The sequence below is a fragment of the Streptomyces sp. SID12501 genome (assembly GCF_010550245.1).
GTDB lineage: Bacteria > Actinomycetota > Actinomycetes > Streptomycetales > Streptomycetaceae > Streptomyces.
The window spans coordinates 117,502-132,164 of the sequence record NZ_JAAGLU010000018.1 but is presented as its reverse complement, the minus strand read 5'-3'; the positions used below and the strand labels follow the sequence as shown (position 1 = coordinate 132,164).

Annotated in this window: 12 protein-coding genes; 2 read left to right on the top strand and 10 right to left on the bottom strand. The window is 71.9% G+C overall.

All coding sequences use genetic code 11. The features are described from left to right. Positions 1–47: 47 nt before the first annotated feature. The 6 genes from G3I71_RS22640 to G3I71_RS22615 form a co-directional block, all read right to left on the bottom strand. Positions 48–1,202, bottom strand: coding sequence for a thiolase family protein (locus G3I71_RS22640; protein WP_164316660.1), 1,155 nt, complete (start codon positions 1,200–1,202; stop codon positions 48–50). Further along, a complete protein-coding gene (locus G3I71_RS22635; protein ID WP_164316659.1) occupies positions 1,199–1,669 on the bottom strand; it encodes a Zn-ribbon domain-containing OB-fold protein in 471 nt (156 codons plus the stop codon). The genes G3I71_RS22640 and G3I71_RS22635 overlap by 4 nt, the downstream gene beginning before the upstream one ends. 24 nt (positions 1,670–1,693) lie before the next feature. Beyond that, positions 1,694–2,812 (bottom strand): acyl-CoA dehydrogenase family protein, encoded by a 1,119-nt coding sequence (locus G3I71_RS22630; protein WP_164316658.1) that lies wholly within the window; start codon positions 2,810–2,812, stop codon positions 1,694–1,696. Further along, positions 2,809–5,436, bottom strand: a complete 2,628-nt coding sequence (locus tag G3I71_RS22625) for a putative PEP-binding protein (protein ID WP_164316657.1) — start codon at positions 5,434–5,436, stop codon at positions 2,809–2,811. The genes G3I71_RS22630 and G3I71_RS22625 overlap by 4 nt, the downstream gene beginning before the upstream one ends. Next, complete coding sequence (locus tag G3I71_RS22620) at positions 5,433–6,050, bottom strand: hypothetical protein (protein ID WP_164316656.1); 618 nt, start codon at positions 6,048–6,050, stop codon at positions 5,433–5,435. The genes G3I71_RS22625 and G3I71_RS22620 overlap by 4 nt, the downstream gene beginning before the upstream one ends. Before the next feature lie 86 nt (positions 6,051–6,136). Continuing rightward, positions 6,137–6,925, bottom strand: a complete 789-nt coding sequence (locus G3I71_RS22615; protein WP_164316655.1) for an enoyl-CoA hydratase/isomerase family protein — start codon at positions 6,923–6,925, stop codon at positions 6,137–6,139. 153 nt (positions 6,926–7,078) lie between these two features. Between G3I71_RS22615 and G3I71_RS22610 the strand changes: the two genes are divergently transcribed. Further along, positions 7,079–8,296, top strand: coding sequence for an acyl-CoA dehydrogenase family protein (locus G3I71_RS22610; protein WP_164316652.1), 1,218 nt, complete (start codon positions 7,079–7,081; stop codon positions 8,294–8,296). A gap of 64 nt (positions 8,297–8,360) precedes the next feature. Here G3I71_RS22610 and G3I71_RS22605 read toward each other — a convergent pair whose 3' ends face one another. Both G3I71_RS22605 and G3I71_RS22600 read right to left on the bottom strand, forming a co-directional pair. After that, complete coding sequence (locus G3I71_RS22605) at positions 8,361–10,334, bottom strand: cellulase family glycosylhydrolase (protein WP_164316651.1); 1,974 nt, start codon at positions 10,332–10,334, stop codon at positions 8,361–8,363. A gap of 484 nt (positions 10,335–10,818) precedes the next feature. Then, complete coding sequence (locus G3I71_RS22600; protein WP_164316650.1) at positions 10,819–11,466, bottom strand: class I SAM-dependent methyltransferase; 648 nt, start codon at positions 11,464–11,466, stop codon at positions 10,819–10,821. Between the two features lie 157 nt (positions 11,467–11,623). Between G3I71_RS22600 and pgm the strand changes: the two genes are divergently transcribed. Further along, the gene (gene pgm / locus G3I71_RS22595) at positions 11,624–13,264 is read left to right on the top strand and encodes a phosphoglucomutase (alpha-D-glucose-1,6-bisphosphate-dependent) (protein ID WP_164316649.1); all 1,641 of its coding nucleotides are present in this window, start codon (positions 11,624–11,626) and stop codon (positions 13,262–13,264) included. 158 nt (positions 13,265–13,422) lie between these two features. Here the strand turns inward: pgm and G3I71_RS22590 are convergent, their stop codons facing one another. Both G3I71_RS22590 and G3I71_RS22585 read right to left on the bottom strand, forming a co-directional pair. Continuing rightward, positions 13,423–13,593 (bottom strand): hypothetical protein, encoded by a 171-nt coding sequence (locus G3I71_RS22590; protein ID WP_164316648.1) that lies wholly within the window; start codon positions 13,591–13,593, stop codon positions 13,423–13,425. 35 nt (positions 13,594–13,628) lie between these two features. Then, complete coding sequence (locus tag G3I71_RS22585; protein WP_164316647.1) at positions 13,629–14,468, bottom strand: MHYT domain-containing protein; 840 nt, start codon at positions 14,466–14,468, stop codon at positions 13,629–13,631. Positions 14,469–14,663 lie beyond the last annotated feature (195 nt).

Genomic DNA, 14,663 nt, shown 5'->3' with positions numbered 1-14,663 from the left:
TGCGGTTCTGTCGCTGTGTCCGTGTCGCAGGGCTTGCCCGCCGCCTTTCATATCGTGAGGACCGAACACGCGCTGATCCCGGGCGCCCCGTACACATGGGTGAAGCCCACCCGGGGAGCGCCCGGCACCTGCACACCGGGAGCGCGGCCCTGCAGCTGTCGTACGACCTCGTGGAACTGGCGGAGCCCGGAGGCGCCGACAGGTTCCCCGCCGGCCAGACAGCCGCCGTCGGTGTTGACCGGTATCCGGCCCGTGGGATCGGTGGCCCCGGCGGCCAGCAGCTCCTCCTGCTCGCCGTGGCCGCACAGCCCGGTCTCCGCCAGGTGGATCAGCTCCGAGCCGCTGTCGGTGTCCTGCAACTGGGCGACCTGTACGTCGGCGGGCCGCACCCCCGCCGTACGGAAGGCGGCCTCGGCGGCGTCGATGCTCGGGCTGTGATGCGGTCCCGGCGGCAGCCAGGGCGAGAACACCTCGAACGAACCGAACCGCCGGGTGCGGAAGGCCAACGAGGCCAGTTTGACGGGCTGTTCGCACAGGTCGAACGCACGGTCGCCGAGTGCCAGCACCAAGGCCGCCGAGCCCTGTCCGGGCGAGCAGAACATGTACTGGGTGAGCGGGGGACTGACCTCGGCCGAGTCCAGGATCTCCTGTTCCGTGAGCGGCTTGCGCCGCCAGGCCAGGGGGTGGTGCGAGCCGTTGCGGAAGGCCCGCGCGGCGACCATCGCGAGTGCCCGCTCCGAGATCCCGTGCTCGTACAGGTATCGCTGGGTCTTCAGCGCGAAGAACTGGGTGGTGAGCATCATGCCGGTCTCGGCGTACCACTCGCCCAGGCCGTAGCGCGCCGCCGAGACATGGAACGCGCCCCGTTCGTGCTTGTCGAAGCCCACCGCGAGTCCCAGGGACGCCTCGCCCGCGCGCAGCGCGTTGGCCACCGCGAGCACGGTCGAAGCACCGGTGGCGCAGCCGTTCTGCACGTTGACGAACGGCACGCCGGTCAGGCCCAGGCGGCCGACCAGTGTGTCGGGCTTGCCGGACACGTCGGAGCCGCCGGCCGCGTAGCCGACATCCTCCCAGCCGACACCGGCGTCGGCCAGCGCTTCGCGTACCGCACGCTCGGCCATGTCCATTCCGGTGACGCTCTCGTCGCGGCCGAAGGGATGCATCCCGCATCCGACCACGTACACGTCGTCGCGCCGGCTCATCGCTCCCCGTCCCGTTCCGGGCGGAACGCGAAGGTCACCACCTCGGTTCCGTCGTCGTCCCGGTACGCGGGCACGGTGGTCAGCCGGACCGGCAGACCGATCCGGATCTCCGCGCGGGAAACCGTCAGCAGCGCCTCGACCAGCACCTCGCCGAGATCCACATAGCCCACGTGGTACGGCTGATGGCCTTCGGTCGGCGCCCGGTACGGCGGTTTCGGCGCGAACGCCTGGCGCGTCCACGACCACACACGCCCGCTCACCGGCAGTACGTGCGCGGACATGGTCCGACCGGAACATCGGGGGCACGATTCCTGCCGGGGGAAGACGACGGTTCCGCACCCGGAGCAGCGGGCGCCCGCGAGACGCGGTGCATCCCCGTCGTCGAACTCAAGGTGCACAAGGGACTCGGGGTTCGTGGGGTTCGTGGGGTTCTCGAACAACGACTCGTCGATGAGCCTGGTGGTCATGTTCCGTCGCTCCCTTCTTCTACGTCACCAGCCCAGCAGGCCGGCCAGCCGTTCCCGATGGTGTGCGGCGCCGCCCAGCAGGACCGCGTCGGACTGGGCGCGCCGGAAGTACAGGTGGGCGTCGTGTTCCCAGGTGAAGCCCATCCCGCCGTGGAGCTGCACGCACTCGGCGGCGACGGAGACGAACGCCTCGCCGCACCACGCCTGTGCCACCGCCGCCGCCTCGGCCAGCGCCTGCGGCGAGCCGTCGGCCCGGACCGCGCGCACCACGGCCGACCGTGCCGCCTCGACCTGGAGCAGCATGTCGGCGCAGGCGTGCTTGACCGCCTGGAAGCCGCCGATCGCCCGGCCGAACTGGGTACGGTCGCGCACATGGGCCACTGTCATGTCCAACGCGGCCTGTGCGCCACCCAGTTGCTCGGCCGCCAGCGCCACCAGGGCCACGTCCAGGGCACGAAAGACGACGTCCGCCCCCTCGCCGCCGACGGTCAGCGCCCGGACCCGTGCACCGGAGAAGGAGACCACCGCCTGGCCCCGGCTGAGGTCCAGGGTGGGCACCCGGCGCACCGTGACCCCCGGCTCGCGCGGGTCGGCCAGGAAGAGGTCCACGCCGTCGGTCCCGGCCGCTGCCACGACCAGTGCCTCGGCGTCGGCGCCGTCGAGGACGAACGGCGCGGTGCCGTCCAGCAGCGGGACGCTGCCCTGCCAGGAGACGCCCACCGGCACGGCGTCGGCCCGCCACGTCCCGTCGGGCGCGGCCACCGCAAGGGCGTGCACGGTGCCTTCGGCCAGCTTGGCCAGGGCCCTGTCGGCCGTACCGCAGCCGGCGAGTACCTGACCGGCCAGCACGGTGGAGGACAGCAGCGGTACGGGTGCCAGCGTCCTGCCCAACTCCTCGCAGACGACGGCGATCTCGGCGAGGCCGCCGATGCCTCCCGCCGACTCGGGCAGGCCCAGGGCCGCGAGGCCGACCTGCCGGCCGAGGGCGTCCCACAGGCCGGCGTCGACACCGGGTGCCTCCTCGGACAGCCGCCGTACCGCGGCGGTGCCGCCGGCGTCCGCGCACACCGACCGTACGGTCTCGCGCAGGTCGTCCAGCTCGGTGTCCGACAGGGCCGTGCCGTCGGTGACGGTGCTCGTCATCGTGCGCTCCCGCTCTCGTCGTACTGCTCCCGCTCCCGCAGGGCGCTGTGCGCGGCTGCCATTCGGGCCACCGGCACGCGGTGCGCGGAACAGGAGACGTAGTCCAGGCCGAGGTCGTCGCAGAACGCGATCGACTCCGGGTCCCCGCCGTGCTCACCGCACACGCCCAACTTGATGCCGGGCCGTACCTCCCGCGCCCGCTCGGCCGCCAGGCGGATCAGGGCGCCGACCCCGTGCGGGTCGAGCCGCGCGAACGGGCTGGTGGTGAGGAACCCGCGCTCCTGGTAGTTGGCGAGCACCTGGCGCTCGACGTCGTCCCGGGAGAACCCGTAGGTGAGCTGGGTGAGGTCGTTGGTGCCGAAGGAGAAGAACTCGGCGTGCCCGGCGAGTTCACCGGCCAGCAGCGCGGCCCGCGGGGTCTCGATCATCGTGCCGAGCCGGTACGGGACCTCCACCCCGGTGCGGGCGGCGACCGCGTCGGCGGCACCGCGTACGTACGTGGCTGCGGTGGCGAGTTCCTCCGGCAGGCTGACGAGCGGGATCATCACCTCCAGCTCCGGCCGGACCCCGGTGGCGGCGACCTCGGCCCAGGCGGTGAAGAGCGCCTCGGCCTGCGCCGGGTAGAGCCGCTCGTGCAGCAGCGCCAGCCGTACCCCGCGCAGCCCGAGCATCGGGTTCGCCTCGCGCAGTGTGTCGGCCCGCTGTTCCTCGGCCGCGTCGAGAGCCTGTCCGGGGGCGGGCAGGAACTCGTGCAGCGGGGCGTCCAGCAGGCGCACGGTCACCGGGCGGTTCCCCACGGCGGTAAGCAGCGCGCGGAAGTCCTCGTACTGGGCGCGTTCCAGTGCCGACAGCGCCTCGTCGCGGGCGACCTGGTCGGCGGCCAGGAGCACGCGGCGGATCAGCGGCAACCGCTCGCCGAGGAACTGGTGTTCCGTACGGCACAGCCCGACGCCCTCCGCGCCGAGGGCGAGAGCTGTCTCCACCTCGGCGGCGGTGTCGGCGTTGACGCGTACGCCCAGTCGGCGCGCGTCGTCCGCCCACTCCAGCAGGGTGGACAGTTCGGGCGGCGGTCCGGCGACGCTGACGCTCAGGGTCCCCGCGTAGACGGCGCCGGTACGGCCGTCCAGCGAGACCGGGTCGCCTTCGCGCACCACCCGCTCCCCGAAGTGGACCGTTCCGGCGGCCAGGTCCACGCGCAAGCCCTCGGCGCCGCACACGGCGGGCTTTCCGGCACCCCTGGCCACCACGGCGGCATGCGAGGCGATGCCACCGCTGCCGGTCAGTACGGCGACGGAGGCCAGCATCCCGGGGACGTCCGCCGGGGTCGTCTCGGCGGCCACGAGCACGACCCGCGTACCGTCGGCGGTCAGTTCGAGGGCACGTTCGCTGGAGAGGACGACCGCGCCGGTCGCTGCCCCCGGGGAGGCGGGCAGTCCCTTCACCAGGAGCTTCTCCCCGCCGGTCAGCCGGAGCTGGGGGTGCAGCAGTTCCTGCACCTGCGCGGGCGTGATCCGGCGTACGGCCTCCTCGTGGCCGATCGCCCCGTCCCGGGCCAGGTCGGCGGCCAGACATACCGAGGCCCGAAGCGGCGGGCGGAGCTGCGCGGAGGCGGCGAGCAGGGAGATCTCGTCGTCGCGCACCTCGAAGTCGACCGACACGGGTGCGCGCAGATGCCGTTCCAGGGTGAGCAGGGAGTGCTCCAGCAGTGCGGTGCCGCCCGCCAGCCGGTCCAGCGGTTCACCGGTGTGCGGCGGCGGGGCGCTGCGGCGCACACCCCGGAAGAAGGAGCCCTGAGGGGACAGGCGCCCGGTCTCGGGGTCGCGGCTGACGGCCGTGCCGTAGCCCGAGTGGTCCGCCGGGCCGATGCGCAGGGCCTGCACATGCAGGGCGACCGGCAGCTCGGCGGGCAGCCGCTGGGAGCGCCGGGACCTCCTCGCACGCGGCGAGTCCCACCGGGCGAGGAGAGCGCGGGCGGCCAGCGCGAGCTGCTGCGCCGGGTCGTCGGGGAAGGGCCGGGAGCCGTGCTCCGCCACCAGGGACAGCAGCACCTCGATCCGTGCCCGTGGCGCGGGTGCGTCCAGGAGAGCGTCGTCGAGCACCGCGCCGGGCACGTCGAGGGCGTACTCGGCGATCATGCGCACGGTGGCGGCCCACACCTCGTACAGCGCGTCCGAACGCCCGATGACGGCGCACAGGTCGTCGGCACGGTCGGGGGCGATACCGAGACAGGCCAGGTCGGGCGGGAGTCCGGCGATGTCGGTGGGCGCGCTCGCCGACAGGCGCAGCAGCAGCGGCCGGGCCGCGTCCCCGATGCGCCGCCCCGCGAGCTGTTCGACGAGGGCCACGGCGGCTTCGGCGATGTCGGTCCCGCACAGCGACGCGGCGGCGCCGGCGGGCACGGTGAGCCCCGGCACCACCGGCAGCCCGAGGGCCACCAGCCGGTCCATCGCGGCGCCGTGCGCGCCCAGCTCGTCGGCGTCGAGGCCCCGGATCCGGCCCTGTCCGTACGGCACCAGGGTCAGGCCGGGGGGCGCGGTGGCTGCCGAGCTTCCGAGGGTGCCGGAGGGAGCGAGGGGAGCTCCGGGCTGTGCGAGCGGGTCCGCCTCGCGGTCGGTGACGCTCAACCCCGGCTCCTCGTGACCAGCTCCTCTTCGCGGACTTCGTCCTCGGCCCGGCTGATTCCCAGCACGAGCAGCAGCTCCTGGTGCAGCCGCATCCACACGGTGTGGTACGAGTCGCAAAGGGGCGAGGCCAGCCACGCGGGCGCGCCGTCGTCGAAGCGGTCGAGGGCTTCCTCCAGGGCCGTCAGGTACTGCCCGCTGCCCGCGAGCACCAGGTCCAGTCGGCGCAGTACGGGCTGGATGGCCTCGTGCACGTCCTCCAGCGACTCGCGCACCCGGGCGTCGTAGACGTCGTCGGAATGGTCGTTGACGGAGCCGTCGGGGCGGCACTGCCATGCCGTGCACACATCGCGGATCTTCCGGTTGACCGGCAGGAACGCCTCGTACGCAGCGGTGATCCGCTCCTCCTGCTCGGAACCGGCGGGAACCCGCAGGAGCTGCGCGGCGGCGGCCTTGGCACGCTCGGTCGGCAGCACCACCGGCCCCTTCACCATCGCCAGCCCGGCGTCGACCAGCGGACGGTGCTCGGACTCCGGCCGGCCACGCCACATACCCCGCAGAACGAGGTCGACGACGGGTTCGGTGAGGGGCTCGTCGGGAGCGTCCGGAAGGTTCACGGCAGCAGATTGCATCGCCACACCTTTTGCTCGGTTCTGTGTTGCCCGGAGGTTACGCCCCGGCGGGCATGTTAGTGAAGAGGAACTCAAGAAACACTTTTCGGAACGAGGAACGACGTGATGCGGTTCTGGGCCTCCTGGCCGTCCGCCAGAGCGCCGATCGACCGCGCCTCCTCGGCGAGGTGGCGGCGCAGGCCGTCACCGGCGCCGGCCCGCAGCAGGCCCTTCGCGGTGCGCAGTGCGTCAGCGGCGCCGGCGGCCAGCTCGGCCGCGGTCAGGTGTGCCGTCTCGTCCAGTTCCTCGTCGTCCACGCACCGGGAGACCAGGCCCCACCGTTCGGCGTCGTCGCAGTTCAGGACCCGATTGGTGAGGATCAGGTCCGCCGCCCTGCGGGGGCCCACCAGACGCGGCAGGAACCATGACGCCCCGCAGTCCGGCGTGAGCCCGATCGCCGTGTACGCCAGCCGGAACCGCGCGGACCGCGCCGCCAGGACGATGTCGCCCACCAGTGCGAGACCGATGCCGCCGCCCGCCGCCGCGCCGCGCACGGCGGTCACCAACGGCACCGGCAGTTCGTACAGGGTCTGTATCGCGGCGTGTGCGGCACTCGCAACGGCGTGCACATAGGTGCCGGTCTCCGCACCGCGGCCGGCGAACGCGCGCAGGTCGCCGCCCACGCAGAAGCTGCCGCCCGACGACCGCAGGAGGACCGCGCCGCCCGGGTCCGCGGCCACCTCGGCGGTCGCGTCGCGCAGTGCCTCGGACGTCCTGAGGTCCAGGGCGTTGCCCCGCCCCGGGTCGTCCAGTCTCACCTCGACGACCCCGTCGTGGTGGCGGACGATCCGGACCGGTTCGGTGGTCACGTGGAGGCTCATGGACGTTTCTCCTGGCGTCTTGCCGATGCAGGGTGTTTCTCTTCGCCGGGCACTTTCCGTCCCGGGCGCTTCCCGGCAAGATACTAAAGAAGCTATACAGTTTCTAGGACGCGACGGGAGCCGATGCCCGTACGCCTGTCGGCGGGAGGTCCCGTGCCCATCCAGTTCGATGTCGATCCGACTGTCGCTCAACTCGCCGCTTCGACGGCCGAGTTCGTGCGCGAGGTGGTCATTCCGGCCGAGCGTGAGTGCGGCGGGTCCGTGCACGACGCCCCCGAGGACCTGCGCCAGACCCTGCAGAAAGCCGCCCGTGCGGCGGGTGTGTTCGCTCCGCACGTACCGACGCGGTGGGGCGGACACGGGCTCGACCTGCGCGGGCAGGCGGTGGTGTTCGAAGCGGCGGGCTACTCACTCCTCGGACCACTGGCGCTGAACTGCGCCGCCCCCGACGAGGGCAACATGCACCTGCTGGAGAAGGTGGCCACCGAAGAACAGAAGCAGGCGTATCTGCGTCCGCTCGCCGCAGGCGGGACACGGTCCTGCTTCGCCATGACCGAACCGGCTCCGGGTGCGGGTGCCGATCCCCGCTCCCTGCGGACCACCGCGACCCGGGTGCCCGGCGGCTGGCGCATCGACGGGCGCAAGTGGTTCATCACCGGCGCCCATGGCGCGGGCTTCGCCATCGTCATGGCCCGCACCTCCGGCAGCCCCGGTGACCCGGGCGGCGCCACCATGTTCCTCGTCGACGCCGGAACTCCCGGTATGCGCATCGTCCGGAACATCGAGACCCTCGACGAGTCGCTCTTCGCCGGGCACAGCGAGATCGTCTTCGAGGAGTGCGTGGTGGGGGAGGACCAGGTGCTCGGCGCGGTGGACCACGGATTCGAGGGTGCGCAGGTCCGGCTCGGCCCCGCCCGGACGACCCACTGCATGCGCTGGCTGGGAGCGGCCCGCCGCGCCCAGGACGTCGCGCTGGAACGGGCGGGGAGCCGGATGGCGTTCGGCTCGGCGCTGGGCGACCTCGGCATGGTCCAGCAGATGCTGGCCGACTCCGAGATCGATATCGAGGCGAGCCGCGCCCTGATCCTGCGTACGGCATGGGAGCTGGACACCGAATCCGCCGCCGCCTCGCAGCTCACCTCGGTGTCCAAGACCTTCGTGGCCGAGGCGGTGAACCGGGTGGTCGACCGGGCGGTGCAGATCTGCGGGGCCCTCGGCATCTCGACCGCCGACGCCCCGCTGGCCCGCCTGTACCGGGAGGTGCGGCCGTTCCGGATCTACGACGGCCCGTCGGAGACCCACCGTTTCGCCATAGCGCGCCGCGCGGTCCGGCCCTACCGCCAGCCGCGCACGGACGCCGCCGACGGCTGATGACGGCGTCGACGTGGGCGGTGTTCCGGTCCCGTCCCGCCCGATGTCCGCATCCGACGGCCGGTCAGCTCAGTTTTCGGCAGTACAGGGCGTCCGGAGTCCGTGCCGAGCCCACCCGGGCCGTGTACGCGATCCCGGCCGCGTACTCGTCGTCCGCGCACTGGCCCTTGTAGCGGCCCTGTGCGAAGTCGCCGCCCTTGGCGGCCGAGCCCCTGCTGTCGCCGCGGTCGAACCAGACGGTTCGGCCGGCCGTGCCGAGCCTGCCGGCCGGAGCGGCCGCGCACAGCGCGGCGGAGACGGCGGAACCGCGGACGCTGTAGCCGGTCAGGAAGTAGCCGTCGGCGCACTGGAGTTTGGTGTATCCGGACGCCCAGTCGTTGCCCGGCCCGACATACCGCTCGTCGACGACCACCACATGTCCGCCGGCCGGGTCCCACAGAGGGCCCGCGGACACGTCCGAGCACAGGCCCCGGTTGCCGGTGTGACTGAGGCCGAGCAGCCGCTGCCCGTCGGGGCAAACTGCCTTGCGGGCGCCGGAATCCCAGTCGGGCAGGGCCCGTATCCGCCGCGACTCGACGAAGTCGCCGTGATCGGGGCTGAGCATCGACCAGTCGGACACTGGCGCCACCGGGCCCGTGCGGCCCTGGGCCGCGATGAGCCGGGTCCAGGCGGCAGCCCGCCAGTCGTCGCCGTCGTAGACGCCCATACGGTGCCCCGCCGAGTCCCAGTGCAGCAGGGCCCAGCCGTTGCCCTTGCGGTTCTCGTGCCAGCCGACGAGCGGCCAGTACGCGAAGTCGGCGTCGGTCCTGATCAGGTGGTCGACGAAGTTCTCGAACCAGGCCCGTTGCTTGTTCCCGGTCTCGTCCCGGCCGCCTACACCGAACTCGCTGATCCAGACAGGCGCGGTGAAGTGCGTGTTGGTCTCCGCGCTCACGAAGAACGCCTGGCGGTCCAGCACCTTGATCAGTTCGGCGGGGCTCAGGTCGCGGTACCGGGGGTCGCTGGTCTCACCCTCCCCCACTCTCAACTTCGTTCGAGCGGGGGGACCCCCATCGGTGGCGCCGCTGTGGTTCGGGCCCGTGTAGTCGTAGAAGTGGGCGGAGTACACGAGCTTCCCGGAGTCGACGAGCGTGTGCGACAGGCGGCGTACGGGCTCCAGGGTGGGGCGTTCATGGGAGAGTCCGTCGACGGGGATGCCCGTCCAGTTGATGCCCTCCACGATGATCAGGAGGTCGGGGTCGGCCTCCGTGAGGATGCGGTCACCGACGCGCTGCGAGGCGGCGAACCAGTCGTGGTCGTCGCCGAGTCCCCAGTTGGGGTCGTCCAGGATGTTGCGGCGCACCTCGTTGTAGAGGTCGGCGCCGACGACGCGCTGGTTGTTCCGGTAGCGGCGGGCCATGAGGAGCCAGTCGTTCTCCCAGGTCTCGGCGGACTGGCTCGCGTTCCAGCGTTCGTTGCCGTCGACCCCGCAGCACCAACGGGTGGTGTTGGTGTGGTTGTTCAGGATCACCGCGAGCCCGGCGGCGGTGAGTTCCCGTACCACGACGTCGTACACCTGTAGCGGGGTCTTGCCGCGCAGGGCGGGATTGGCGGCCACGGAACCGTCGGTGACGGGACGGCTGTCGTGGATCATCTCGTTGGAGAAGGGCAGCCGGATGCTGTTGATCCCGATCTCCTGGAAACCGGCGATGATCTCGGCCATGGGGGCACGGTCCAGGCCGAGCGGCATCCGGCCGGAGTTCTCCCCCGCGTGGTGGTCGGCGTCCGCGTCCGCGCTTCCCGAGCCGTTCCAGGTGCCGCTGGCTCCGTGCCAGTTGCCGGACCGCAGCTTGAAGCGGTTGCCGTTGGCGTCGACGATCCAACGACCCCGCGTGCTCAGCGGCGGCGTCCAGTTCGCCGCGGACGCGGCGATTTCGGGCTCGGCGACTACCTCGGCGGCGGATTCCCGTACGCCTGCTGCCTCGGCAACGGGCGCGAAGGTCACGACGAGGAGTACGGCGGCCAGTGCGGCCCTGGCCCTGATGAAGGTTCGGGGCACGGTCACCCTCCCGAGACATGTGTTGTCATGGCAACGTCATCATGGAGGGTCGCGCGGCATTGGTCCAGGCCTGCGCGCACAGGGATGACTGTCGTGCACGTCGATGGCCGACAAGAAGGAACTGACGGCGGGTCGGCCACCGGACGAGCGCACGTGAAACAGAACGCGCCCCCCGTCGCATCAGTACCGCGGCACACCTGCCGTCTCCGGGGTGCGTCGCACGGGGGCAGGACGGACGCCTTCGACGTCACAGGGTCCGGCCTCCTGTCCGCAGGAGGCTTCGGGGCGTAGCCGTCGCGGGCCGAAGCGCGAGCAGGTCAGTGGGATCCCGCCCGTCAACGGGAGCACAGCGCCTCGGCTGCCATGGGGGCCGGCAGCCGAGGCGCACACCGGCAGCGACAGGCCGACGAGGTCGCCCGGTCCGCCGTGGGCCGCGCGGGCAGGTCGAGGTCGGTGACCTTCTGGTGGGGAGAGTGCCTCTGCGTCAGCGGCCGGTCTCGTCGCGGCGGCAGTGCAGGAAGATGTGGGGCTCGGGCGCGGCGCCGGGGTGGTCCGGGGCGAAGAGGGTGCTGTGGCGGGCCAGTACCGTCAGTCCCGCCGCCTCCGCCATGCCGACGAAGTCCGCCTCGGCGAAGCTCGTGGCGCGGACCGGCTGCCCCATGAAGGCCACCTCGAAGTCCTCCACGTCCGCGGGCACGGTGGCCAGCACCAGATGCCCGCCGGGCCGCAGGGCCAGGGCCAGCCGCCGTGTCAGAGCCGACTGCTCGGCGCGGGTCATCTGCAGCAGCGAGAAGAACACGCACACGCCGTCGAACGAGTCCGCATCGAGCGGGAGCTCCCGGATGTCGGCGCAGCGGAACTCCGCCTCGGGGACCTGACGCGTGGCGAGGTCGACCATGACGGGCGACACGTCGACACCCAGCACGGTGTGCCCTGCCGCGACGAGCGCGGCGGCGGTGGGCCGCCCGGTGCCGCTGCCCACGTCCAGCGTTCGCGCGGCGGGCGGCAGCCGCTCGATCAGCCAGTCCAGCGCGGCCAGATGCGCGGGCGCCTGGGCGAACGCCTTCTCGTAGTCGGGGCCCAGGGCGTCGAACAGCACAGCGGCAGGCGGCCGTTGGTCCTCGTGACTCACGTCGGTGTCCCTTCATTCGCCGATGTGCTTTCGCCGATGTGCATCGTCGCACCCGCCGGGCGCGTGCCACAACGGCTGCCCGGTGGGCGTCCCGGCGGGCCGGACGGGGGAGAATGGGGCACGTACCCAACGGTCGACCCTTGCGGAGGAGCGGGAAATGCAGGACGCGCGAGCGGGACAGGTCGCCGGGCCCGAAGACCTCATCGATGTGGCCCGCCTGGTCACGGCGTACTACACGCTGCACCCCGACCCGGCCGAACCCGGGCAACGGGTGGCCTTCGGCACCTCGGGACACCGTGGCTCGTCCCTCGCGGCGGCGTTCAACGAGGACCACATCGCGGCCACCAGCCAGGCCATCTGTGAGTACCGCGCCGCCCAGGGCACCGACGGCCCCCTCTTCCTGGGCGCCGACACCCACGCCCTGTCCGAGCCCGCGCGGATCACGGCGCTGGAGGTGTTCGCCGCCAACGACGTGACCGTCCTCATCGACCAGACCGACGGCTACACTCCCACCCCGGCCGTCTCGCACGCCATCCTCACCCACAACCGCAGCCGTACGTCCGGCCTCGCAGACGGCGTGGTGGTCACCCCCTCGCACAACCCGCCCGCCGACGGCGGCTTCAAGTACAACCCGCCGAACGGCGGCCCCGCCGCTTCCGACGCGACGTCCTGGATCCAGGACCGCGCCAACGAGATCATCACCGGCGGCATGAAGGACGTACGGCGCATCCCGTACGCCCGTGCCCTGGCCGCGCCCGGCACCGGGCGCCACGACTTCCTCGGCAGCTATGTCGCAGACCTGCCGAACGTGCTGGACCTGGAGTCGATCCGGTCCGCCGGAGTACGCATCGGCGCCGATCCGCTGGGCGGTGCCTCCGTCGCCTACTGGGGCCGTATCGCCGAACAGCACCGGCTCGACCTGACGGTGGTGAACCCGCTCGCCGACCCCACCTGGCGCTTCATGACGCTGGACTGGGACGGCAAGATCCGCATGGACTGCTCCTCGCCGTACGCCATGGCTTCGCTCATCGAGCAGCGCGACCGGTTCGACATCGCCACCGGCAACGACGCCGACGCCGACCGGCACGGCATCGTCACGCCGGACGGTGGCCTGATGAACCCCAACCACTATCTGGCCGTGGCGATCTCGTACCTGTTCTCGCACCGGGACCAGTGGCCCGCGGGAGCCGGGATCGGCAAGACGCTGGTGTCGTCCAGCATGATCGACCGGGTCGCGGCGGACGTCGGCCGCCAACTGGTCGAAGTCCCGGTCGGATTCAAGTGGTTCGTGGACGGGCTGTCCGACGGAACGCTCGGCTTCGGCGGCGAGGAGTCGGCGGGCGCGTCCTTCCTGCGCCGTGACGGCTCGGTGTGGACCACCGACAAGGACGGCATCGTCCTGGCCCTGCTCGCCTCCGAGATCACGGCGGTGACGGGCAGCACGCCGTCGCAGCACTACACACAGCTCACCGACCGTTTCGGTGCCCCCGCCTACGCGCGCGTCGACGCCCCGGCCTCCCGCGAGGAGAAGGCGCTGCTCGCCAAGTTGTCCCCGAGCCAGGTCACCGCCGACACCCTCGCCGGCGAGCCGGTCACCACGGTGCTCACCGAGGCCCCCGGCAACGGCGCCGCCCTCGGCGGGATCAAGGTCGCCACCGCCAACGCCTGGTTCGCGGCCCGGCCCTCGGGCACCGAGGACGTCTACAAGATCTACGCGGAGTCCTTCCTCGGCCCGGACCATCTGCACCGGATCCAGGAGGAGGCCAAGTCGGTGGTGCTCGCGGCACTGGGCACCTGACGCCGACGAGACCTGGACACGCCGCCGATCGCCGCCGCCGAGGCCGCGATCGGCGGCGGCGCGCCGACCGGAGTGTTCACGATCGCCGCCGTGAGCGTCGGCCGGGGCAGCCCAGCCTGGGCGGTGCGTTCCGTCTCGGACCGAACCCGGGGCTCGACTCAGGTGGGGCACTGCTGGGCGAGAATCCCGGGGTCCTTGCGGTCGGCGTGTGACGGCGCCACCGGTTTGAACCGCCGGTCGATCTCCAGGCCCGAGCCGTCAGGCAGGGTTCCGGAGCCGATCAGGCCGCCGGGCTGCGGGTCGTCGTTGGTGGAGACGTGGGCGAGCAACTCCGCGGGGGAGCGGACCGGTCCCGGATCGGCCCTCAGTAGCGGTAAGGCTGTGACGGCCCTGCGGCTTGCTGTACGGCTTGCTGTACGGGAAGGTCGGCACCGGCGCCGTTCGGTGTGTACGCCGGCCGGTCCCATTCGTCGTCGCCGAGCATCATGTCGGGGTCGAACATGACGATCGCGCCGGCGATCAGAAGCACTGTGAGTGGGCCGGCGAGCATGGCCAGGAGGAACGACAGCAGGGCGGTGGACGACTGAGAGACAGCGGACTCGCCGGTGAGGTGGACGGAGACCGCGGCCATCCCGGTGTAGTGCATACCGGTCACGGCCACGCCCATGACCAGGCTCGCGCCCATGCTCGCCCAGAGCTTGTGGATGGAGACGGCCGCCCACAGTGCCGCGGTGGCGGCCGCGACGGCGATCGCGACGGACAGCGCCACGGTCCCCACCGCGTAGTCCAGGCCGCCGTTGGTGTGGATGGCGGCCATGCCGAGGTAGTGCATGGCCGCGACCCCGATCCCGGTGACCGTGCCCGCGACACCCAGGTTCACCGGTGAGCCGCCCCGGTAGCCGACGAGGAAGACGCCGATGGCGACGACGGCGATCGCGACCGCGAGGCTGAGGAGGGTTTTCGTCGGGTCGTAGGTGACCAGAGCGCCCTGGACGCTGAAGCCGATCATGGCGATGAAGTGCATGGTCCATATGCCGCAGCCGATCGATACGGCACCCAGCGCCAGCCAGCCGGCTCTTCGGTGGGGGCGTCGCAGCGACCGCGTCGTGCACCGCAGCCCAAGTGCCGCACCGAGGCAGGCCATCAGGTAGGCGGCCACGGGTGTCACGGCACCGTAGTGAAAGTTGGAGACGGTGGCGGTCATGCGAGTTCCCTTCACGTGCGCGAGGGCAGGCGGCACCGTCGACTCGAAGTGACGCACGCCCCCGCCCGGCCTCGGGCGGCCATGACCACGGCGCACGGCAGTCCTGCCGGACAAAGAGGGCAGGGGCAGCCGGGCAATCAGATCAAGCCATTTGGCCAAGTTATGCATGATTCAACCACACCAAGCACACACCTC